The organism is Mucilaginibacter paludis DSM 18603 (genome assembly GCF_000166195.2).
Classification (GTDB): domain Bacteria; phylum Bacteroidota; class Bacteroidia; order Sphingobacteriales; family Sphingobacteriaceae; genus Mucilaginibacter; species Mucilaginibacter paludis.
In genome coordinates this window covers 1,572,333-1,595,652 of the sequence record NZ_CM001403.1, presented here as the reverse complement: position 1 = coordinate 1,595,652, position 23,320 = coordinate 1,572,333, and the positions used below count along the sequence as shown (strand labels likewise).

24 protein-coding genes are annotated in these 23,320 nt (G+C 43.9%); 19 read left to right on the top strand and 5 right to left on the bottom strand.

Features of this window, described 5'->3' with window-relative positions; translation table 11 throughout:
- Positions 1–7: 7 nt before the first annotated feature.
- The 13 genes from MUCPA_RS06775 (at position 8) to MUCPA_RS06715 (ending at position 11,540) form a co-directional block, all read left to right on the top strand.
- Positions 8–328 carry a DUF4133 domain-containing protein gene (locus MUCPA_RS06775; RefSeq protein ID WP_008505289.1) on the top strand — a complete coding sequence of 107 codons (321 nt, stop codon included), beginning with the start codon at positions 8–10 and terminating at the stop codon, positions 326–328.
- A gap of 28 nt (positions 329–356) precedes the next feature.
- The gene (locus MUCPA_RS06770) at positions 357–1,160 is read left to right on the top strand and encodes a hypothetical protein (RefSeq protein ID WP_008505288.1); all 804 of its coding nucleotides are present in this window, start codon (positions 357–359) and stop codon (positions 1,158–1,160) included.
- A gap of 49 nt (positions 1,161–1,209) precedes the next feature.
- Positions 1,210–3,657 (top strand): TraG family conjugative transposon ATPase, encoded by a 2,448-nt coding sequence (locus MUCPA_RS06765; RefSeq protein ID WP_008505287.1) that lies wholly within the window; start codon positions 1,210–1,212, stop codon positions 3,655–3,657.
- Between the two features lies 1 nt (position 3,658).
- Entirely contained in the window at positions 3,659–4,090 is a 432-nt protein-coding gene (locus MUCPA_RS06760) for a hypothetical protein (RefSeq protein WP_008505286.1), read from the top strand.
- Positions 4,087–4,749, top strand: coding sequence for a hypothetical protein (locus MUCPA_RS06755; protein ID WP_008505285.1), 663 nt, complete (start codon positions 4,087–4,089; stop codon positions 4,747–4,749). Before MUCPA_RS06760 ends, MUCPA_RS06755 begins: the two co-directional genes overlap by 4 nt.
- 23 nt (positions 4,750–4,772) lie before the next feature.
- Positions 4,773–5,417 (top strand): hypothetical protein, encoded by a 645-nt coding sequence (locus MUCPA_RS06750; RefSeq protein ID WP_008505284.1) that lies wholly within the window; start codon positions 4,773–4,775, stop codon positions 5,415–5,417.
- A 24-nt stretch (positions 5,418–5,441) separates the two neighbouring features.
- Positions 5,442–6,086: a hypothetical protein gene (locus tag MUCPA_RS06745; RefSeq protein ID WP_008505283.1), complete on the top strand. Its 645-nt coding sequence runs from the start codon at positions 5,442–5,444 to the stop codon at positions 6,084–6,086.
- 7 nt (positions 6,087–6,093) lie between these two features.
- Positions 6,094–7,239 carry a conjugative transposon protein TraJ gene (traJ, locus tag MUCPA_RS06740; RefSeq protein WP_008505282.1) on the top strand — a complete coding sequence of 382 codons (1,146 nt, stop codon included), beginning with the start codon at positions 6,094–6,096 and terminating at the stop codon, positions 7,237–7,239.
- 85 nt (positions 7,240–7,324) lie between these two features.
- Positions 7,325–7,930, top strand: coding sequence for a conjugative transposon protein TraK (gene traK / locus MUCPA_RS06735; protein ID WP_316928920.1), 606 nt, complete (start codon positions 7,325–7,327; stop codon positions 7,928–7,930).
- A 10-nt stretch (positions 7,931–7,940) separates the two neighbouring features.
- Positions 7,941–9,071 (top strand): conjugative transposon protein TraM, encoded by a 1,131-nt coding sequence (locus tag MUCPA_RS06730; RefSeq protein ID WP_008505280.1) that lies wholly within the window; start codon positions 7,941–7,943, stop codon positions 9,069–9,071.
- Between the two features lie 18 nt (positions 9,072–9,089).
- Positions 9,090–10,931, top strand: coding sequence for a hypothetical protein (locus MUCPA_RS35765; protein ID WP_008505279.1), 1,842 nt, complete (start codon positions 9,090–9,092; stop codon positions 10,929–10,931).
- A 28-nt stretch (positions 10,932–10,959) separates the two neighbouring features.
- Positions 10,960–11,235 (top strand): hypothetical protein, encoded by a 276-nt coding sequence (locus tag MUCPA_RS06720; protein WP_008505278.1) that lies wholly within the window; start codon positions 10,960–10,962, stop codon positions 11,233–11,235.
- Positions 11,236–11,267: 32 nt separating this feature from the next.
- Complete coding sequence (locus MUCPA_RS06715) at positions 11,268–11,540, top strand: helix-turn-helix domain-containing protein (protein WP_008505277.1); 273 nt, start codon at positions 11,268–11,270, stop codon at positions 11,538–11,540.
- Positions 11,541–12,176: 636 nt separating this feature from the next.
- On the opposite strand, the gene MUCPA_RS06710 is transcribed toward MUCPA_RS06715, so the two are convergent.
- Together MUCPA_RS06710 and MUCPA_RS35760 are read right to left on the bottom strand one after the other, a co-directional pair.
- Positions 12,177–12,851, bottom strand: coding sequence for a LytR/AlgR family response regulator transcription factor (locus tag MUCPA_RS06710; RefSeq protein WP_008505275.1), 675 nt, complete (start codon positions 12,849–12,851; stop codon positions 12,177–12,179).
- Positions 12,848–13,927 carry a sensor histidine kinase gene (locus MUCPA_RS35760; RefSeq protein WP_008505274.1) on the bottom strand — a complete coding sequence of 360 codons (1,080 nt, stop codon included), beginning with the start codon at positions 13,925–13,927 and terminating at the stop codon, positions 12,848–12,850. Before MUCPA_RS35760 ends, MUCPA_RS06710 begins: the two co-directional genes overlap by 4 nt.
- A 184-nt stretch (positions 13,928–14,111) precedes the next feature.
- On the opposite strand from MUCPA_RS35760, the gene MUCPA_RS35755 reads away from it, so the two are divergent.
- Positions 14,112–15,200: a TlpA disulfide reductase family protein gene (locus MUCPA_RS35755; RefSeq protein WP_008505273.1), complete on the top strand. Its 1,089-nt coding sequence runs from the start codon at positions 14,112–14,114 to the stop codon at positions 15,198–15,200.
- A 92-nt stretch (positions 15,201–15,292) separates the two neighbouring features.
- Here MUCPA_RS35755 and MUCPA_RS06695 read toward each other — a convergent pair whose 3' ends face one another.
- From MUCPA_RS06695 to MUCPA_RS06685, 3 genes are all read right to left on the bottom strand, one after another.
- On the bottom strand, positions 15,293–15,820 hold the full coding sequence (locus MUCPA_RS06695; protein WP_008505272.1) for an ORF6N domain-containing protein: 528 nt from the start codon (positions 15,818–15,820) through the stop codon (positions 15,293–15,295).
- A gap of 42 nt (positions 15,821–15,862) precedes the next feature.
- The gene (locus tag MUCPA_RS06690) at positions 15,863–17,170 is read right to left on the bottom strand and encodes a site-specific integrase (RefSeq protein WP_008505271.1); all 1,308 of its coding nucleotides are present in this window, start codon (positions 17,168–17,170) and stop codon (positions 15,863–15,865) included.
- Between the two features lie 530 nt (positions 17,171–17,700).
- Positions 17,701–17,952: a hypothetical protein gene (locus MUCPA_RS06685; protein WP_008505270.1), complete on the bottom strand. Its 252-nt coding sequence runs from the start codon at positions 17,950–17,952 to the stop codon at positions 17,701–17,703.
- 574 nt (positions 17,953–18,526) lie between these two features.
- Between MUCPA_RS06685 and MUCPA_RS06680 the strand changes: the two genes are divergently transcribed.
- The 5 genes from MUCPA_RS06680 to pstB all read left to right on the top strand — a co-directional run bounded on the left by MUCPA_RS06680 (position 18,527) and on the right by pstB (position 23,275).
- Entirely contained in the window at positions 18,527–19,699 is a 1,173-nt protein-coding gene (locus MUCPA_RS06680) for an endonuclease/exonuclease/phosphatase family protein (protein WP_008505269.1), read from the top strand.
- Between the two features lie 244 nt (positions 19,700–19,943).
- Complete coding sequence (locus MUCPA_RS06675; protein WP_008505268.1) at positions 19,944–20,783, top strand: substrate-binding domain-containing protein; 840 nt, start codon at positions 19,944–19,946, stop codon at positions 20,781–20,783.
- A gap of 5 nt (positions 20,784–20,788) precedes the next feature.
- Complete coding sequence (pstC, locus tag MUCPA_RS06670) at positions 20,789–21,679, top strand: phosphate ABC transporter permease subunit PstC (protein WP_008505267.1); 891 nt, start codon at positions 20,789–20,791, stop codon at positions 21,677–21,679.
- Positions 21,676–22,521, top strand: coding sequence for a phosphate ABC transporter permease PstA (gene pstA / locus MUCPA_RS06665; protein ID WP_008505266.1), 846 nt, complete (start codon positions 21,676–21,678; stop codon positions 22,519–22,521). Before pstC ends, pstA begins: the two co-directional genes overlap by 4 nt.
- The gene (pstB, locus tag MUCPA_RS06660) at positions 22,514–23,275 is read left to right on the top strand and encodes a phosphate ABC transporter ATP-binding protein PstB (RefSeq protein ID WP_008505265.1); all 762 of its coding nucleotides are present in this window, start codon (positions 22,514–22,516) and stop codon (positions 23,273–23,275) included. The genes pstA and pstB overlap by 8 nt, the downstream gene beginning before the upstream one ends.
- Positions 23,276–23,320: the final 45 nt, after the last annotated feature.

Below are 23,320 nucleotides of genomic sequence, written 5' to 3'. Positions count from 1 at the left end.
CAAGGTTATGGGAAACAGCATTTATCATATCAACAAAGGCATTAACAAAAGTATAGAGTTTCAGGGCCTTCGCGCACAGTATATCTGGTACTTCGGCGGGATGGTCATCATCCTGATGATCGTATTTGCTGTGCTGTACATCGCCGGGGCCGGAACGGTTATCTGCATCTCGGTTATCGGCGCTGCCGGAACCTATATGAGCATTAAGATCTTCGCCATGAGTAAAAAGTATGGTGAACATGGGCTGATGAAAGCGATGGCGAAAAAGCAGGTACCCAAAGTGCTGAAATCGTACAGCCGGAAATTTTTTCAGGCGATGAATAAATGAAAACAATCTGGAAGATAAGGAGGAAAAGATGAAAAAGCTAAGGCCGCTGCCAACATTTACGATTGAAGGAACCACATTCCTGGTGGATATTCATAAACAGGTGTTACGACAGGCAAATGACCCTGACAATGAAATATCCTTTATCAATAACATGCAGGATAATGGCACTTTTTATGGCTTATTATATGACCTGGACGAAAAACGAGCAGCTGAAGATCTGTTTGACCAGAACCGGGTTAAGGGGATCGATGTGCCCACCCTGATCGAGCTTGACCCGCAAGGTATGTCCGCAAAATATGGTATTCCTGAAACAGAGCTAAAGGGCAAAACAGATTTTGAAGTTATCGTTGATCAGGATTGGCTGGCGGAAAGAAAAAAAGGTGTTCTGCCGCGCGTTAACATTGCCGGTGAAGAATTTATCATCGATCTGCCCTTACAGGAACTACGTCATGCCAAGTATTTTTTTCCTGTCATCAGCCTGAAAAGTTTTGATTTAACAAACGATGGGGAATATTACGAGGCCTTTTACCATCCGGTTATGAAGCAGGTGGTCAATATTGATCCCAAACTGACAGAGTTCCCTGATAACGTAGTTAAGATCAGATTACCCAATGAACTCGGCCTTGACCCTGTGTCGACCGCACGCCGCTACGGGATTGATGAAAACGAATTGCTGCGCCGCTTCCCGCCAAAAAAAGACCTTAAAGCAGTGATTATTCCATTGGCTGATACAGGGATACCAGCATTGATACGACAGAACCGGGAACAGTTGCAGAAAGAACACGCAGAAATCGCACGGCGCATTAAACCGCGTCACCGCCCGCGATTTTAAACGGGAACGGAGGTAATTCAATTAAATAACAAGAGAAAATACGGTGCAGATGGAAAAGGAGTTGAAGGATATTTTACCCATTATGGGTGTTGAGCATGATTGCATCCTGTCTAAGCAGGGCGATGTTACTATTGTATTTAAAGCAGAACTACCCGAAGTGTTTACCCTCTCGGATGAAGATTATGAGAACTTACATCAGGCCTGGGTTAAGGCTATCAGGGTATTGCCTAAAGATAGCGTATTGCATAAACAGGACTTGTTCACCCAACAGTATTACGGAACGGGCAAAAAGAAAAGCCAGGGTAGTTTTTTAAACGAAAGCAGTGAGCGTTATTTTTCAGGCAGGCCTTATATGCAGCATGATTGTTATATCATGCTCACGCAAAAAGGAAACGGCAGAAAACTTAGTAGCTCTATGTTTTCTAACCTGCTGCGTCCGACCCTGGTACCGGAAGAAACACTAAACCCCCAGGCCTTACGGGAATTTCTGGACATGGCCAGTCAGTTCAAACGTTTACTGGAGGACAGCCGACTGATCAGGCTTACCCGCCAGCCTGCGAATGCGCTGTTAAGCCAGCCAAATAAAAACGGTCTGATCGAGCGATACTGCTACCTCACAGAAAGAGAAGATCATTTTTTATATAAAGATATTGCCTTAGAGGATGGCATACAGATCGGCGATCAGCACGTGGCCTTGTATACCCTTGGCGATGTAGAAAACCTGCCGGGCATGTGCGGATCGCGAATTACTTATGACACCTATTCTACGGATAAGACGAAGTTCCCGGTCAGTTTTGCGGCTTCACTCGGCCTGCTGCTGCCCTGCAATCATGTTTACAATCAGTTTATTTTGGTTGGCGATGCGCAGGACACGCTTAAACAATTGGAAAAAAAGCGCCTTCGGTTACAATCACTATCGGCTTATTCCCGTGAAAATGCGATCTCCCTGGATGCGACGAACGATTTTTTGAATGAGGCGATCAGCCAGCAACGCCTGCCGGTAAAAGCACATTTCAATGTAATGATCTGGTCTGATAATCCTGAGCAACTAAAGGATATGAAAAATCAGGTTGCTTCGGCGCTGGCAGGAATGGATGCCGCTGCAAAACCCGAAACTACCGGTGCCGCTCAAATATGGTGGGCAGGCATTCCCGGCAATGCCGCCGACTTTCCCGTTAATGATACTTTCGATACGTTCGCGGAACAGGCCTGCTGCTTCCTTAATCTCGAAAGCAATTATAAAAGCGCTCCGCCGGAGCAAGGTATCCGCTTTTGCGACCGTTCCGGCAGGCCGGTTTTTGTTGATCTTTTCGACGCGCCACGCAAGGAAGGTATAGCCTCCAATATGGGTATGCTGGTCTGTGGAACATCAGGCGGGGGTAAATCCATGACCGTCAATCATATTTTACGTTCGCTTTTCGACCAGGGCGCGCATTGTGTTACCGTTGATATTGGCGGCAGCTACTTAGGTCTGTGTGAACTGGTAGGTGGTTATTATTTTACTTATACAGAAGAAAATCCTATCCGCTTTAATCCTTTCTACATCAAACAAGGCGAAATACTGGATACCGAAAAAAAGGAAAGCCTTAAAGCGTTGCTGATCGCTCTTTGGAAACAGGAAAACGAAAGTTTTAACCGTTCCGAATATGTGGCCTTATCCAATGCCATTCAGGGTTATTACCTGCACCTGGCAAATGATAAAAGCCTTTTCCCGTGCTTCAATACGTTTTACGAATACCTCGAAACACACTATGTTGAAGTACTGAAAGGACACCGGGTCAAAGATCGTGATTTTGATATTGATAATTTCCTGTACGTACTCAGGCCATATTATGAGGGGGGTGAATTTGATTATCTGCTCAATGGCCGGGAAAACCTTGACCTGCTCGATCAGCCCTTCATTGTTGTAGAGCTGGACAATATCAAAGATCATCCCATTCTTTTTGGGGTCGTTACGCTTATCCTGATGGAATTATTTATCAGCAAGATGCGCAAGCTGAAAGGCGTGCGTAAGGTGCTTACGATTGACGAGGCATGGAAAGCCATCGCCAAATCGGGCATGGCCGAGTTTCTGAAATACGCCTTTAAGACGATCAGGAAATTCAATGGTATACCAATCGTCATTACCCAGGAATTGGACGACCTCATCAGTTCCCCGATCATTAAAGACGCGATCATCAATAATGCCGACATCAAGGTATTGATGGATATGCGCAAGTTTCAGGGCAAGATCGAAAAATTACAGGACGTATTGGGCATGTCGGAAAAAGGCAAAACCATCCTGCTTTCTGTCAATAAAGATAACCGTGAGATCTATGTCGATATCGGCGGTCAGGTAATGAAAGTGTACAAAAATGAGCTATGCCCCGAGGAATATTATGCCTACACGACGGAAGGTACAGAAAGGGTCATAGTGCATGATTATGCCCAAAAATATGGCGATATGATGAAAGGTATTGCAGCATTAGTGAAAGATATAAGCAATAAAAAGAATTAATATGAACTGGACAAAATTACTCGAATCGCTATGCACGTACAGCAAAACGACGACTATCGGATTGACACCTGAAAAAATAAAAACGGCGCTATTGACTGGCCGGTATTGCAGGGAGGTAACAGAACATGGGTATCTGGTCCGCGAATCACTGACAGTCTTTCCTGGAGAGCCCAACTCGGATACTTATAAGATAATTAGGACGATCTGTCTTTTAAATCCCGACAATCAATCTCCGGTAAATTTCCGGGAAGAGGAATGGAAAACGGTCTACGACCCTTACACACAGGAATTAAGAGGCGTTGGTTATCCAAAGTTGTACTTCTTTTTGCCGGAAGAAGATTTACTAATTGCAGGCACCTGCCTTTATAAAAAGATTCCGGGCACACTTCCCGAGGATGAATTTGTGGAACGAATTAAAAGTTATCTGGCATGAAAAAACTGATATGTATGGCTGCGTTGCTGCTGGGCAGCATGGCAGCCAATGCACAGATCCCTATTGTAGGGTTAGTTTCCTCAGCAATAAAAAAAGTGATTACCGCGCTGGATATCAAAGTGCAGCAGCTTCAAAATCAGACCATCGCCCTTCAAAATGCAGAACAGTCCTTGGAAAACAATCTGCATCTCAACAGCCTGAACGATATATCGGGCTGGCTGAACAAGGAAAGGAATTTATACCAACAGTATTACCAGGAGCTGGCGCAGGTTAAAGCGATTATCTCGGATTATGATGAGGTTAAAAATATCATCAACCAGCAAAAACAATTACTTGGTGAATACCAAAACGCCAACGCGCTATTTCATAAAGATAAGCATTTTTCAGCGGAAGAGATCAGCTATATGGGCAACATCTATGATGGTATTTTACAGGAAAGCCTTCGTAATTTGAATGAAGTGCTGCTGGCCGTTAACTCTTTTAGTACACAAATGGATGATGCGGAACGAATGCAAAGGATACATAAAGCATCTGCCGGGATGCAAACCAACCTGGATCACTTGCGGCAATTTAATCAGCAAAATGTAACGCTGAGCCTTGCCAGGACAAAGGATGAACAGGACAGGCAGGCGGTGAAACAACTTTACGGACTTCAATAAATACGAACAGGAGAAAGATCAGGATGAAGAAGGCAATTTTATTTTTTGTTTTTACCGGTCTTGCACTATCGCAATGCAAGGCTCAATTCTTAGGTGGATTTTTCAATCAGCAATCGACCAAAAGAAAGATCATGGCTGAACAGATCGCTGACCTGGAAATTTACCAGCAGGCGCTAAAGAAAGGTTATCACATCGCGGAGAGCGGCCTGAATACCGCCCACGACCTAAAAAACGGCACTTTCGGTTTGCATACGGCATACTTTAACTCTTTAGAACAGGTAAATCGCGTGGTGGCGAACGACCCTAAAGGTAAGGCAATTCTTGATCTCCAAACAGAGCTGATCAGCTTGTTTGACAAGGAAATTGCCTGGCAGCAAAAGGAAAAGCTGTTACAGGTAAGTGAACTGGATTACATACAAGACGTATATAATAATCTTTTAAATGAGTGCAAAAAAAACATAGACGAACTAAACCTGGTGCTGACGCCCGGAAAAATGCAGCTAACCGATCAGCAAAGACTGGAAAGGTTGGATCACCTGTATAACAGCATGAAAGATAAATACACGTTCGCAGGCGACTTTATAGCGAAGTGCCGAAAAATAGCGCTCAACCGTCAACAAGCCATAAAGGAAAAAGAACAGTTAAAAGAACTATATGGCATTCAATAAATATGGAAAAGGAAAGGTAAAAGGATGAAAAAAGTAGTAAAAAGCGTGGTGGTAATGCTCGCACTTTGCATGCTCATTCCGGTGGGAAGCAGGGCGCAATCCGTTGCGGATTGCATAGAACAGTTAACGTTGGATTATAAAAAACTGGCGGGCTTGAAAAGTATCTTACAACAGATGTACCAGGGTTATGAGGTTTTAAGTAAGGGGTATAAATCCGTAAAAGAGGTATCGCAAGGAAATTTTAGCTTGCACGAGGCATTTCTCGACGGCTTGCTGGTTGTCAGCCCGACCGTTAGGAAATACCCGAGGGCTGCGGATATCATCAGCGACCAGGCATCTTTGGTCAGTGAATATAGGTCTGCATCTTCCACTTTCCGGCAGGACAAGCACTTTAACCCGGATGAGATCGGTTATATGATGGATGTCTATAATCATCTGATCGCCGCCAGCCTGAAAAATCTCGACGACCTTGCAATGGTAATGACCGACAATCAAATGCGAATGAGCGATGCCGAGCGGCTGGCCGCAATTGATCGCATCTACACGGACAGCCATAGCCAACTAAGTTTTTTGAGGCGCTTTAACGATCAGGCTTACCGGACAGCTTTGCAACGATCTAAAGAAACCAACGACCGGCAGACACTTAAAAATTTGTACGGCATAAACTGATTTAACTATGAAAAAGAACATTTCAAAGGCTGCGATTCTCGCAGTATTAGCCACGCTTTTGCCTTTATTTTCCCATGCACAGGACACGGGCATTGCTGACGACCTGCATAGCTTGCAGGGTATTTTGGAAAATCTGTATACCCAAATGATGCCGCTTTGCAGCGGGATGATCGGGGTAGCCAGGGGCATAGCCGGGTTCGCCGCATTGTGGTATATCGGTGCAAGAATATGGAAACATATTGCCGCGGCGGAGCCGGTCGATGTTTACCCGTTACTACGACCATTTGCAATCGGTTTCTGTATTGCATTCTTCCCGCTGGTGCTTGGATTGATCAACGGCATTTTACAGCCTGTGGTTACAGCCACCCAGGGAATGGTGACTAATTCTAATCAGGCCATTGCGCGCATGCTGGAAGACAAACCGCAGACTGCTACCGAAGGACAGGAGCCATCATCTACCAACTCTGACCCTGACAAATGGTATCAGTATAGTCATCCTGACAATTCGGGGGCGAATGCAACGAATACCAATCCCATATCGGATGCCTTTTCAGGCTGGAGCATTAAGAACTGGGCGCGGAAATTTATTGCGGAAGTCCTGAATGTGTTGTTTCAGGCGGCAGCTCTATGCCTGGATACTATACGAACATTTAAACTGATCGTGTTAGCCATTCTCGGCCCGTTGTGCTTTGGACTGAGCATCTTCGACGGATTTCAACACACGCTGAAGCAATGGCTGGCACGCTATGTCAATGTATTTATGTGGCTGCCCATCGCCAATATATTCGGGGCCATAATCGCCAAAATACAAGAGAACATGATCGCTGCAGCACAAAGCGGCAACTTACCAGGAAACGAGTTTGGGAACAGTAATACCGCTTACCTGATCTTTTTGCTGATTGGCATTGTCGGATATTTCACCGTGCCAAGCATCGCTAACTACATCATGAATGTGGGTGGCCATGCACTTTTCAGTAAAACAAGCGCCCTGGCTTCAATGGCTATGTCTTACGCCAGTGGTACCATCACGCAAAGCTTTTTCAGAGGCAATACCCAAAACCAGTCTTCACAGCAAAGTACTAACAGCAGCAACAACAGCGGTGGAAATACCGCCAATCAGGGAAAGCTATCGGGCACACCGCCCAAGTCCTGACGCGCAGTGAAGGTCATTAAATGAATAACAAATAATAGTGTTCCGCATAAGTGGAAGGGAAAAGGAGGGAATTATGTTTAAAAAGATGCGAAATATTGAAACCGCTTTTCAGCACGTGCGTGGTTTGGTCATCGTGCTGACGGTAGGTTATTTTATAGCGATATGTTATATAGAATATCAAAATAAGGCTTTAATAGCCACTATCCAAAGCAGGCTTTATGTGCTTTATAATGGCAAAGTGCTGGAGGCTTATGCAGCCGACCGAAAAGACAATGTTGCGGTGGAGGCAAGAGATCATGTTAAAACCTTTCATCAGCTTTTCTTCACGCTCGCACCGGATGATAAGTTCATCCAGGCGAATGTTACCAAAGCGCTTTACCTCGCAGACGGTTCGGCAAAGCGGGAATATGATAACCTGTCCGAAAATGGCTACTACAACAATATTATAGCCGGTAACATCAGTCAGCAGATCGAGGTGGACAGCGTTTCCGTTGATCTGCGGAGTTATCCTTACCATTTCCGCTGTTATGCCACGCAGAACATTGTACGAACAACCAGCACTGTCACCCGAAGTCTTGTCACAGAAGGTGACCTGCGAAATGTACCACGCAGTGATAACAATCCACATGGTTTTCTCATAGAACGCTGGAACACCCTTGAAAATAAAGATTTAAAAACAGTCAATCATTAAAATAATAATTATGGAAAAGCAAACATTATCTCCAAAAATGCTTCGCCAGCGCAAAGTGCTGCTGGTATTGCCCCTTATGGTGTTGCCCTTTTTAACGATGTTCTTTTGGGCATTAGGCGGTGGTAAGGCCAGTTCCGCTGAAATCAAAGCCAATACAACAAAGGGATTTAATATGAACCTACCGGATGCGGTTCTAAAAGGCAACAAAGACCTTAATAAACTAAGTTATTATGATAAAGCGGCTGCTGATTCGGTGAAACTAAAGGAACAAATGAAAAGTGATCCTTACTACCGTCAGGCGGCAGACAGCGCGGCAGCGATCACTATTCCCGGTAATGCACAACCAGCATGGCGCACTAATATTCAGCCATCGAAGCTGGCCGGGGGAAATAATCAAACTGCTAACGAAGCTCAGGTTTATCAAAAACTGGCGCAATTACAAACGGCTATTAACAAGCCGGTAACGCCTGTTAAGACCGCTTCAACTCCACCAATTAATGATAATAGTTTGAATAGCAATTTGCAGCAAGATTCCCAACAAAAAAGTGAAGACCCTGAACTCAAGCAAATGAATGGCCTGCTTGAAAAAATCATGGACATTCAACACCCCGACAGAGTAAAGGAAAAAGCAGATCCGCAGGCTAAAGAATTGGAAAGTAGGCGATTTAAAGCGATACCCGCTGTGATAGATGGGAAACAAAAAATCACCCAGGGTACAGTTGTAAGATTAAAATTGCTCGATACCGTAACGATCAGCGGGCAGTTGATTCCCAAAGGACAGCTTATCTATGGCAGCGGCCAATTGTACAATCAAAGGCTGACCATGAACATCAAGATCATCCGCATGGGCACCATGATCCTGCCGGTTGACCTGACCGTTTTTGACATGACGGATGGATTGGAAGGTATTAGCGTGCCGGAGGCCGTTACCGGCGATGCCGTTAAAGACGGCGCGGTCAATAGTGTAGAGGGAATGGAATTTATGAGCCTTGACCCCTCAATGGGAGCGCAACTCGCCGGAGCCGGGGTGAATGTTGCAAAGGGGCTTTTCTCCAAAAAGGTAAAACGCATCAAAGCAAAGTTAAAAGACGGGCATCCGCTTTTGCTGCGTGATAACAAAAAATTAAGGGAAAGTAAGTGATAAAACGCCACCGATCAGATGGAAGTCAAGGAAACAAATCTTCGGGAAGTGGGTAGCTTTCTGCGCAATGCCGAATTATCCGGGTGGAACTGGGTTGCTTTCAGTTCTTTGCCAAACGATATTCCGCCTGTCTTCGAAGGGTTTATATCGGCGGCTGAGGCACAAGCCTTTTGCTATGCCAATGATGTGTCCCGATCTTATCCTTATGAGGATGATCCCTATGCTGTCAGGGAAAAATACCTGGATTACCGCTTTATGCCGGTAGAAACCTTGCGGCAATCTTATCAAGGGAATGGAAGGACTATTGCGACTGCTATTTCTCAAAACACTTTCAGGGAGGCTATGGAAAGCCAATCTGTGCAGTTATTGCCCGGTCAGCCTATAGAGCAGGTGTTGGCCTTAGTACAAGATGGAAGGACGTTTCCGGTGCAATGGAATAACAATATTGATCCGGCAAAGGAAATTGACCGTTTTCACGTGTTTGCACACCGACATGCCGGACATCAGGTTTACGAGATCGGTCATAGCCTCCGCATGATTGGTTCTTTTCCTTCCCTTGACGAAGCTGAAAGATGTTTCAAAGAGCAATTAAAATCAGACCCGGAAATTAATGAAAAAAGCGATTACCTGCTGATCGGTCAGTATAAAGGGCGTCAGCTAATTCAGGATATGGAGGGCAGGCCGGAAGATTACAGCGGCCTTACGATTAAAACAGCTTTTTATCAATTTGATGCTGACCACCGGGCCAAAGTCTGGAACGAACTGGAAATTAATTCGCTGTATGAGCCGAAAAGCATCCGGCATTTTCTATATGCACGATTCGATCATGAAAATCAAATATTAAAGCTTTATGACGACCGACTGCAAGAGGTCAACCCTGATAACCTGAAAGTATCAACCTATCCCGATCACTTCAATTACGAAATATTAACCATTAAAAATTCAATTGCTATGGAAATTAACATGAAAAATTATGATTACCTGAAAAACCAGGCCATGTTCCTGGGTTTCGGGGAAGAACCCGCTAAGGCGATTCAGGAAAAAATGGCAACCGGCGCGAATGATTTTACAGTACCGCATCAGACCAAATTCGGTCAGGATGAGGTGAAAAGCACGCTGCACTTCGGTAAATCCAACGGCGGTGACCTTTATTTCTTTAAAAAGTTCGATCTGGAATTAAAGCAACCAGGCGCTGATGAACCCTTAAAGCAAACCTACTTCATTGGTAAAGAGAACAATTATACCCTGAAGGAAAGGTATAACATGCTGGACTCCCGTGCGGTATATAAAGAACTGAATAAACTGGTTCCGGTAGGTGAAGGTGAGAATAGGAAATTTAAGGCGACAGACGAGACTTATAAAGCCTGGCGCGCTCTTGATTTCAAGCAAACCGATGATCGCGGCAATTTCCTGCCTAAAATGATGTTTTGGGATCATGAAAAGGCTATTAAAAATTACCCGATCAAGGAGCTGGCTGAAGGCTATGACCGCAGCCGTTTATTGGCTTCGCTGGAAAAGGGAAACCCAACCAAAGTTACGATTATCAAAGATGGCCAGGAAATTAAGGGGACGATGGCTGCAAATCCGCGTCAGGCAGGCTTCGATTTTTATGACAGCAACAACCAGCGTATGGAGGTTAAACAGGTCGAAGTACAAAAGGCAGTTAAACAGGAACAAGGGATAAACAGTGATACCAACCTCGGGAAAACAAACGATGGTGCCAAAGTTGTTCCCCTTCAAAATAATCAGACCAATGATCAGCCAGGTCAATCAGCTGGAAAAAAAGCAGATCAAAAAGAATCGGAAAATACCGCGAAAAACAATAGGCAGTCAAGACGCCAGCGTATGCATGTGTCCTGAATGGGATAATTTTTAATGCTATTCGGGAATGAAACCACTAACGGATTTTTTCACGGCGATTGAAAAGGATGCGCGCATAGGAACCACTCATATCGGTATCTATGCCGCATTACTTCAATACTGGCAGGAGCATGAATGTGCAAATCCTTTGTGTGCCTTTAGTTACGAGATTATGCGCATCGCAAAAATATCTGCGCAGGCCACGTATCACAGATGCATCAAGGATTTGCACTCTTTCGGCTATATCCGTTATGAGCCATCCTTTAAACGCAACAGCCGGAGCAAGGTGTACTTGCTGATTTAGCAATTACTTTTTTTAATATTAAGTGCAGAGAGATGAGTGTAGAGGTGATAACAAAAGAAGACTTGCAGGCATTCCGCAATGATTTGCTGAATGATATCAAATCCCTGTTAGGAAAGAAAATAGAAGCGCCTAAAGAATGGTTAAAAGCCGCTGAGGTCAGAAAACTGCTCAAAATTTCAGCCGGTACCTTACTGACCTTAAGGGCAACAGGCAGGCTGCAATATTCCAAGATCGGCGGTACTTACTATTACCGCTACCAAGATATTCAAAGCATGTTGGTTAACGGGAATAACGGCCATGAATAATGATGTTGTTTTTAGCAGCCTTTTTGGGGTCATGGCTTCTGATCAGCGTATCAATGTGTGGCACTTCAGTATCTATATGAGCCTTTTCCATAGATGGCTGGCGAATGGCCGGGTAAATCCTGTGTCAATCTCCCGGAGCGAAATTATGCGGCAAACACATATCAGAAGTATCGTAACCTATCATAAGTGTATTCGTCAGCTGCGGGATTTTGGTTATATTGTTTATGAACCGTCTTATAACCCCTTTATTGGGAGTTATATAAGATTATTGGTGCCTGATAGGACATAATTTAAGGCTTAAACAGTTCTATAAACAAACACAAAAATGGAGGTCGCATTTTGCGATCTCCATTTTTATTCATCATCAGGCTTATAGCCGATCCTTTTTCGTGGCCCCGGTTCGGGTATTAACGGTAATAGAACAAAACCAATGCTTCCTTGCGGGCATGGTTAAAGTTTAGTTATTAGAAACCATCAAGTTTTGACAACTAATCGCTTTCGTTTTTCTATCCGCTTTAGGTTTTCAAAAAACAATGGTATACATGCATTAACAGCGTTTAGAAAATGGATGCCATAATTTCAGTAATCATAATTGTATTTTAATTTTTTTAATAACTATTAGACTACGGTCTTTTGTCATGTTATCTTTTCCAAGTTACCACGATAATTTTCGCCTACCGGAATAATCTCGGCATTTACCCGAATACTATTTCTTTCCACTTGGTCGATTGCTTCGCGTTTGACCAAATAAGAACGGTGTACCCGCAGAAAAGGCGGTGACGGTAACAGTTCGGCAAGATATTTCATCGTCATGTGCGTTAGGTGATTGCCGCTTTTTGTACAGATCAAAATATAATCCTTTACTGATTGTGCATAAAGCAGATCAGCATGAAAGATCTTGATCAACCGCCCTGACACCCTGAAATAAGTATAATCTTTAACGTCCGCCGGTTCAGGCGGGCGCATCTTCAGCAGTTTGCGAATGCTCTTCTCAAACCTTTCGAAAGTGATCGGTTTGAGAAGGTAGTCAATAGCTTCCAGTTCAAAACCCCTTACCGCATGTTCGGCAAAAGCAGTAGTGAAGATAATGGATGGTGGATTTTTTAATGAACTCACAAAATCAAGGCCGCTAATGCCGGGCATTTTGATATCGAGGAACATCAGGTCAACCTGCTGATCGTGCAGTACCTTAAAAGCATCAACCGCATTGCAGCAATTGGCAACTAATTCCAATTGGGGTGTACGGCTGATGAAATGCTCCAGTACCTCCAGCGCTAAAGGTTCGTCATCGACAATGATACACCGGATCATGGATTAGTCAGAATTAAATTCACTTCATATAATTTTGGTGTCTCGTTAATATCCAGCTGATACTTGTCAGGGTATAAAATATCGAGCCTTTTACGCACATTCTGAATACCGATCCCGGATACACCTGTTTTTTTTACGGGCTGCGGAACACTGTTACTCACCTGTAAGGTGAGATCCTGATCGGTCTGACAGATCACGATATGGACAAACCCGTTTTTTGTTTCTTCTTCCAATCCGTGTTTGAAAGCGTTTTCGATAAAAGGCAGCAACAACAGCGGCTCCATGCGGTAATCCGACCGGATGCCCTGAACGTCGAATTGGATATCAATGTGTGCCTGGTGACGTATTTTTTCAACTGCAATATAATCGGATAAAAAAGTAAGTTCCCGGGATAAAGGAACGGTTGGCTGGTCGGCTTCATAAAGGATGTAACGCATCATTTCGCCAAGTCGCGCTATCATAGGTGCAGTTTGTACGGATTGCTTGAGCGCCAGCGCATAAATATTATTGATCGTGTTGAAAAAGAAATGTGGGTGGAGTTGTGCTTTCAGGTAATTGAGTTCAGAAACCAGCTGTTGTTCTTTCAGTTCCTTCATTTCCCGTTCCTGGGTGAGCGACCTGATCAGAAAAGCCAAGCCAATTAACGGAATTATAGAACGGATAACTCTGTAATTGAACATAAAAATAATATGTGGCCTTAAAAGGTCTACAACCGCCCGCTTTTTCAAACTGTTTGAAACCAAGTCAGTATGAATAATCACCCAGTTAGTCGGGAACTTATATATTAACTGATCTATAATCACAAAGCCAACGCTGCAAAGGATAATACCGACAACCTTGCGTCCAAACACATAACGCTTAAGGAATGCAAGGTAATATATGGCATAGGTGAGGAGTGAAAAGCTGCCCGTGATCAGCCGATAGCCGATATCCTCTGCAAACCGGGTAATGTCGTGCTGTTCATAGGTGCTGTACTCCAGGTCGCTGATGAGCGAAACACCGAAGGACAGAAAAAGCAGGAAACTCAGTTCTACCCAAAAGTATTTCCGGTCTATTTTAAAATGAGTGGCCTTCATGATGCAAAATAGGGATTAATAACCGGGCCGGAGATGGACATTGCGGCTTTTTCGACTAAGCCCCGTATTTTTTCGACTAAATTGTGAGGTGCATGCCTCGTCGAAAATATCAGCTGCCCGGTCTAATTCTCCAAAATACTATCATTCTGCAATGTAGTTTTGGAATAAATAATTCAACTGCATCATGAAATATCTATTCCTTCTTTTAGCTGCCTGTATCTTATCTGCCTTTACGTTTATCCCAACTTCCCCGGGTTACCGGATCAACGGTACCGTGACCGGGCTACCGGATAGCACTTGGCTTTACCTGCGGACAGCCCATCCTGATAACGAGATTGATTCCTGCCGTATAATCGGCGGCAAATTCGGCATGAGCGGGCATATTACTGAAAAAGCGGTTCCCGTATACCTGCATACCGCAAAATACACCAACTACGTACCCTTCTGGCTGGAAAATACCAACATCAGCATAACTCTTAAAGCTGGTGAATTTAAAAAAGGCTTGATCAGCGGTTCGGCTACACAAGACGAGGACAGACGGCTGGATCAGTTGCGCAAACCGTATAGTGTAGAAGCTGACAGCCTGGGAAAGATTTTAGATAAGACAAAAGACAGTGCTGAACGTAAAAGCCTAATATCACGGATCAGGTCGGCTAACGACAAGGGAAAAGAAGTGGAAAAAGATTGGGTTAAAAAATATCCGAATTCCCTGGTATCTGCCAATATCCTGGATATTTATGCAATCGTGTGGGGAAAGGAAACAACGCAGGCGCTTTATGAGCGGTTAACCACGGAAATGAAGGCCACACAGTTTGGCCGCAATATTAGGGATTACCTGGCATTGAACAAAAATCCGAAAGTGGGTGATCATTATATCGACTTTGAACAAATGAATGCCGAAGGAAAAGCGGTTAGGTTATCACAGATCAAAGGCAAATACGTTTTGCTTGATTTTTGGGCTTCCTGGTGCGGGCCCTGCCTGGAGGAAAACCCTAATCTTGTGCGGACTTACGCCCGCTTCAAAGACAAGGGCTTCGCCATTTTGGGTGTGTCTATGGATGAAAATAAAAGCCCGTGGCTACAGGCCATAAAAAAATACCAATTGGTATGGGAAAATGTAAGCGACTTGCGCGGCGATAAAAACAAAGCCACCTTGATGTACGGCGTTTCGGCTATCCCCGCTAACTTTTTGATAGATGAAAATGGGATAATTATTGACAAAAACCTACGCGGAAACGCGTTGGATGCACGGTTAGAGAAGTTGCTACCTTAGTTACAAATCCTAATTTCTGCATCAAAAAGCAAAGCCTTTGCGATGTAGAGGACTATATATTGAATTGAATACATAGGCGTATTTTATCCAATTTAAATATCATCCGGCTTGTAACCAATCCGCTTTCGCTCCTTCGGCCGTTCGTTCTTGTCAATCAGTTCATCAAGATAACGAAATACGATCTCCAAATTTTTATCTTGGTTATCCAGTTTCTTTTTGATCATTTCTATTTCTAAACGTAGCTCCGTGTTATCCATAAACATTTTACGGATGCGGGTAAATATCCGCATCACCTGTATATTGACCTTTATCGCCTGCTTACTATTTAATACGCTCGAAAGCATCAACACCCCATGCTCGGTAAATACATAAGGCAATTTTCGCCTGCCGCCTCGTTTTGATGTCGCAATTTGCGACATCAAACTATCAAACTCAAATTCGTTCAATCTGAACATGAAATCATCCGGGAACCTATCAGCGTTCCTTGTAACCTGTTCATTCAATCTTCGTGTTTCAACTCCGTAAAGCTCGGCAAGATCACTATCAAGCATCACTTTCTGACCTCTGATAAAGTATATCTTGCTCATTAGGGTTTCGTCCGGTATCAGTGCGTTTTCCATAATGTCTATTCAAAAATTTAAGGCTTAAATGCCGCTTAAAATTTACGAGGCAACCAGTACGTAATTAAACTTAGGCACCGTAGGTACCTGTTTAACTGGTTCCAATATACCTTTGCCACATTCCTTTTCAGGTTTAGGGTTAACGGCCAGTTTCTGACGTAATGAAGCCATATCCGCACCGATCTTGCTATGCAATGTTTTCGCGTAATGCAGGGTCTGCTTCAGGTTGGTGTGCCCCAACATTTTAGATACGGTTTCCATCGGAACACCATTGCTAAGGCAGATTGTTGTAGCAAAAGTGTGCCGGGCCAGGTGAAACGTAAGCACTTTGTTGATGCCGCAAAGATCTGCGATCTCTTTCAGGTACGCGTTCATTTTTTGGTTGGTTAATACCGGCAATACCCTGTCCTGATTTATGCATTTAGGATAATGTGCATATTTTTCCAGTAATTGCAGTGCAACTGGTAACAACGGAATAGGACACGGTGTATCAGTTTTTTGGCGTGGCGTAAATATCCATTGCTCACCATCAACACCCATGTTGATCTCACTTCGTTTAAGCTTCTTTACATCCGCATAGGCAAGGCCGGTATAACAACTGAATACGAATATGTCACGCACATTGTTCAGGCGGTCGTTTTCAAAATCCTTGTTGATCATTGCTTGCAGTTCCCATTCTGAAAGAGGTTCACGCATAACCTCTCTTTTAGACATCTTGAAATTGGTGAACGGGTCGCCTTGTAACCATTTATTTTTAACACAGATCAGAACGATCTTTTTAAAGTTTGACAGATACTTCATCGTCGTATTATGATTGCAGTTCCGAACGGTTTTTAACCAAAATGCATACTGTTCAATAAAGAAATGATCAAGCTTGCGGATATAAAGATCATTAACCTGATACTGCCATTGAATAAACGCTTTGGTGTGCTCTAAAGATGTTTCATAACGTTCCAATGTACCATCTGCGTAATCTTTTCCTACCAAAGCTTCCATCTGCTTGTTGTGGTCGGCGAACACTTCAAGTATCATTTTACGGGTATCCTTGCCGGTAACCAAATCACGGATAGCTTCTGCAGTAATCCGTTCATCGTCCTCAATAAGTTTTTGACGAGCCTGAAATACTTTATTTTCCAGCGTGCTAAGGAAAAAATTCAATTCCTGTACATCGTGTTTGGTGCCACTTGCGCGCCCAATGTTTTGATCCCAGCGATTTTCCCACCATTGTTTTTTTGTGGAGACTTCTACCGGATGGCCATCGACAGTAATACGTAAATAGATGTACTTTTTACTCCCCTCATTTTTTGATTGCTTTAAAAAATAAAGCAATGCAAAGCTTTTCTCTAACATAACGACAAAATTTAAAAAGTGAATAAATGTCGACATGCAATTACAAGAAATCAAGATGTTCATCTCGTGTACAACTTGTTAATCAATGAGTTAGTCTCTAAATCGTGGCAATTTTTTTTAATTAATTTTTGCCATGATTTTGCCACGCAATTTTGTGTTTTTTTGTGTTTTTTTGTGCATTTGATAAAACGAAAAAAGCCCGTAAAATATTGATTTACAGGCTTTTGTTTGTTTTTGATGGTATTGGGTGCGGGGATGAAGTGAATCCTTTAAAACACTTAAAGGGTATTTTTAATATTATTCGTGATATTTATAAAATTAAATGATCTAAATAACGGAATTTCAACAATGACATTGCTCTTTTAAATAGGCTAGTTTTAATCATTTGCCTTAATATCAATAACAAGTTTATCTAACGTTATAAATTTTTCCATGTATTTCGGTATCATGTGAATGGCTTGATCACCAATAATTCATAATATGGTTTAAGGAAATCAGATAGTAACCTACCGATTGAAACTCAATATAATTCATAAAAAATTTCTCTTCTCGAGCAATTGTGCCGTTTCAACTTTTGGCGTTTCCTGTGGTTTCGGCTGTTCGCTTGTTGCAGGGGTTTCCGCTTTCTTCGCTTCGGCTTCGCCGTTTGGCTTGTCGTCAAACTCTTTGCTTATTGGCAGACCGTTTGTTTTAGGCGCACCGTTGTTTTCTGCCTTAGCGTTTACTGCGGTATTGTTCACTTTATTACCTGTTTTTCCCGATTCGATTACTGTAGTTTTCATGATTTTGATTTTAAATTTTTACTGATAATGATTTGATTTTGCCCTGTGGGCGTTTGTTCTTGCTGTTTTGTTTTTACCTCCTGCGGTTGGTGGGCTTCTGCCGTTTGCTGTTTTTGTGTTCATGGTGCTATCTCTTTTTTAATATGTCAGTCGGCAGTGGCCTCCTGTCTTTTTGATAAGCACCCTCACCTAAACCAATCCCTTTGTAAGGCAAGACTTTTCAGAAAAAAAAACCTCGTGAGCGCAGCGAGCAGGGAAGATTTTTTTCTGAAAACCCGTAGGGCACCGGTCTTGACGTCAAAGGGATTGTTGAGAAATTTGCTCTCAAAAAGATGGGTGGAATTATTAACCAGCGGTAAAAGACACTTATAAGAGATTATAAAGTGGCAGACAGCATGGGTGGCGAAGGAACGGAGCCACTTATGCCCAATGCAGTGAAGCTGCCGAATGGAGGGACGCAATGAGGCTGCTGGAACTGCTGAATTTGAGGCGGTTATTTAATATTAGCTTAACAACTTTTTAGTATTTTTATTTAATTATTAATCTGATAACTAACCATCTCAACCCTATCGCCATGCCATTTTACCAGAACATCAAACCAGGGACACCGCAAGGAAAGCGTACCATAACGAAACTTCAGGAATTAAGGGTCCAATTAACCAAAGAAATTCCTGCTAAGCAGATGGAAAGTAACCTGTTGCTGGCTACCTGGAACATCCGGGAATTTGGCGGAACAAAGTATGGTGGAAGGTTAGATGAATCTTATTATTATATTGCAGAGATCATTTCAAAATTTGATCTCATTGCCATACAGGAAGTGCGCGATAACCTGGCGGCCTTAGATAAGGTGATGGAAATATTGGGCAGCTATTGGTCTTATATGTTCACCGATGTGACGGAGGGGAGGGAGGGAAATTCGGAGCGCACCGCCTTTCTGTTTGACACCCGTAAAGTCAGGTTTGGCGGACTGGCTGGCCAGTTGGTGCTCCCCCCGCTTGAAGAAAAAGACCCGGAGAGTGGACAAACGATCTATAAACCCGTTAAGCAGCTTGCACGCACACCTTTTCTTTGTGGATTTAAAGCAGGTTGGACGAACTTCACGTTAACCACAGTTCATATCCTTTATGGTGATTCCGTAGGCAACAATCCTGCACGGATCAAAGAAATAGAAGATTTGGCGCAGATGATCGCCAATAAAGCTGCCGAAAAAACAGCGTGGTCGCACAACATGATCCTTTTAGGCGATTTTAACATCTTTAAACGCGAGGATCACACCTATGAAGCCATCACCAAGGCTGGTTTTACAACACCTGAGGAATTACAGAAGCTTCCCTCTAATGCGTTGAAAAACAAATTTTATGATCAGATCGCTTTCAAGGTAAGGCCGGGGCGGTTTGAAACGACAGACAAGGCCGGAGTCTTTGATTACTTTGAATCGATCTTCAAAGATGACCTGCAAGATGAAACCGAGTATGCAGAAGCAATGGGCAAGGCGTACCTGCAAAATTCAGAAGGTATAGCCCGCGATGAAAAAGGGAAAAAGGCATACTATAAAACCTATTGGAGGACTTTTCAAATGTCCGATCACCTGCCCATGTGGGTTGAGGTCGCTATTGACCATACTGACAATTATTTAAAGGAAAAACTATTGCCGCCACAGAACGAGGATGGCGCTACAGGCACGCCTGTCGTCCCGGCTGAAGAGGACGGCGCGAAAAAACCGGATAAAAACGAAGCTGATCTGTAACTACAAAAAAGCATTATTATTCTCTCATAGATATTCTTAAAGATCAGGAAATAGCCGCAGATCATATCTATGCTACTATAAGTTGAAAGCATTTATGCTCTATACAGAAATGACTATTGAGGATGACTGACGAGAATGATTAAATTTTAAGAATAAAAAATCACTGGTAATCAGATAGCTAAGGGATTTAACAGTAAGCTAACTTGCTATCGCTATCTTTGAGAGGTCACCTAACTCTTTTGTTATGAAGAACGCCGCTTACCTGATCCTGTTACTGCTGACTTCCTGCGCAAGTAATGACAGGTCTATTAAAGTAAAGGGTTCTGATACCGAGGTCAACCTGGCGGTCACCCTGGCAGAAAATTTCTATAAGGTAAACCACGAGTTCAGCCTGGCCATATCCGGCGGTGGCTCCGGGCTGGGGATTGCTTCACTGCTGAATGGACAAACCGATATTGCCAACTCATCCAGGCCGCTGAACGCCGAAGAAGACAGCCTGTTCAAAGTAAGAGGGATCAAGTTACGTACGGTAATATTTGCCGAGGATGCTACAGCATTTATCGTACAAAAAACATTTCCGCTTGATTCTATCGATGTCGGCACCTTGAAAAAAATACTAAACGGACAATATAAAACCTGGAAAGCGGTAACCGGCCGGGATATACAGATCAATATTTACGGCAGGCAAAGCAACTCCGGGACACATTCCTTTATCCGCAAAAAATTAAAAATTGAATTCAGCCGGGACGCCAAGGAAATGAATGGTAACGCACAGATCCTGGAAGGTATTAAAACAGATGCTTCCGGCATAGGCTATGTAGGGGTTGGTTACATTCTACACAGCGGCGCCAGCCAGCCGATCAAAGTGCTGAAGATAACCGAAAAGATCGGCCAAGTCGCCGTTTCACCTTTGGACAAGCAGGCCATCATGGCACGCCGCTATTATTTCCAAAGGCCATTATACCAGTTCATCCCGGAAACATCCTGGAAAAAAGTAGCTGCCTTTATCGCTTATGAAAAGGGCACGGCAGGAAAAAAGATCATTCAGTCATCAGGCTATTATATCATCGCTCAAAATCAATAAGGCCTATGAAACTCATTAAAAGAGAAAGAATCGACTATACGGCCAGATTAGTTTTCAGAACTACCGGCTTACTGGTGATCGCGATTTTGGGCGGCATATTTTTTATGCTTGTATGGAACACCGTAGCTTTCTTTTTAAAGGTAAAACCACTTGATTTTATTACCGGTACGCAGTGGAACCCTTCCGGCAACCATGCCAGTTATGGTATTTTACCCTTATTGGTCAGTACCTGCCTGGTTACTTTGGGTGCAATGGTCATTGCGATTCCGTTAGGTATTTTTACGGCTGCTTTTTTGTCAGAATATGCGGATAAAAAGGTGAAGAACATACTGAAACCGATGATAGAAATGCTGGCGGCGGTACCCTCCGTGGCCATTGGGTTTTTAGGTATTGTCATACTGGGGCCGTTCATAGCCCACCTAACCAGCCAGTCCAACGGTTTAAATGCGTTGAACGGGGCTATATTGTTATCAGTGATGGCGCTGCCTACCATCATCACGGTTACCGAAGATGCCCTACAAGGCGTACCCAGATCCTATAAAGAGGCCAGTTATGGCGTTGGTGCGAATAAATGGCAAACCTTAATTAAGGTTACAATTCCTGCTGCCGCACCGGGTATATTGGCTGCCATTATGCTGGGTGTTGGCCGGGCAATAGGCGAAACCATGACCGTCCTCATGGCCACCGGCAACGTGTCTGCTTTTCCAAAAGGCTTCTTCCATTCGGTACGTACCATTACCGCGACCATTGCCATTGAAATGGGAGAAGTACCGTATCAAACCACCCATTACTATGCGCTGTTTGCCATTGCTACCGTACTTTTTCTAATTACACTCCTGGTTAACCTGGCCGGAGAATATTTTGTAAACAAGTTTAGAAAGTACCAGGCCGCATGATTAAAAAACTGACATCTATACTTGAATGGGGGACTTTGTTACTGAGCACCGGCATCGTTTGTTTCTTTTTGGTGGTCATCCTGTGGGATTTGTTTAGCAAAGGCGCGCCTTCTTTATCCTGGGAATTCATCAGCAGCCTGCCCCAACAAAGCATGACCAAGGGCGGGATATTGCCCGCTATAACCGGAACGGTATTACTAACCCTGATTACTGCGCTTGTTGCCGCCCCCTTTGGCATTTGCTGCGCTATATACCTGAACGAATATGCCGCCAATACCTGGCTGACGAGGCTGATCCGCGCTTCGATACGCAACCTGGCCGGTGTTCCATCCATTATTTATGGGCTTTTCGGGCTGGCTTTATTTGTACAGGGCCTGAGCATGGGCACTTCACTATTACCAGCCGGGCTTACGCTTGGGCTGCTTTCCCTGCCTTACATCATCATCACTACAGAAGAAGCGTTGCGCCGTATTCCGGGCAGTATGCGCGAAGCCGCACTGGCTTTAGGTGCTACCAAATTTGAATCGATTCGTGACGTGGTGTTACCATCCGCATTGCCGGGAATGCTGACCGGGCTGGTGCTCACCCTTTCCAGGGCAGCAGGTGAAACCGCGCCGATCCTGTTCACCGGTGTGGCATTTTACATTAATAAACCCGCCGGATATTTGAACCAGGAATTCATGGCCCTTCCTTATCATTTGTATATGCTGGCCACGCAACACCAGGATATTGAACAGGTACGGCCCCTTGCCTATGGTACGGCCCTGGTTTTAATTATCGTTGTTTTTTTATTGAACCTTTCCGCATTTTACATCCGGTATAAACACAGCAAGCATGAATGAAGAACAAATGAAACTTTCTGCCAGTGCTGTAAACCTCTGGTTTGGCAGCAAGCAGGTTTTAAAGAATGTAAAGGTTGCTTTTCCTGAAAAGAAAATAACCGCGTTGATCGGCCCGTCAGGCTGTGGTAAAAGCACATTGCTACGCTGCTTTAACCGGATGCATGAGCTTTCAGCAGATGCCAAAATTGAGGGGCAGTTTTTACTCGGCAAGGAGGATCTGTATGCGAAAAGCATTTCTGCGACTGAGGTACGCAGGCGTATCGGCATGGTGTTCCAACAGGCTAACCCCTTTCCCAAAAGCATTTATGAAAATATCAATTATGGCTTAGCGATCAATGATGTGCCACAGGCCGAACGTGCCGGAATTATTGAGAACGCGCTAAAGGAAAGTTATATCTGGGACGAAGTAAGAGATGATCTTCAAAAACCCGCCACGCGGCTATCCGGTGGTCAGCAACAACGCCTGTGCATTGCCCGTGCCGTAGCGCTGCGGCCTGAAGTGATCCTGATGGATGAACCCTGTTCTGCGCTTGACCCGTTGAGCACCTCGAAGATCGAGGAGCTTATCGTCAAATTGAAAAAGGACTATACCATCGTTATCGTGACCCACAACATGCAGCAGGCCCAGCGTATAGCCGATAAAACAGTGTTTATGTATTTAGGAGAGATTATCGAGGAGGGCGATACAGCTGATATTTTTGGCAAACCGGAAAAGGATCTGACCCGTAATTATGTGAATGGGCACTTCGGCTAAAGAATACCGGCATTACTTTAAAATCTAAGCAGTAAGGATGCTCGG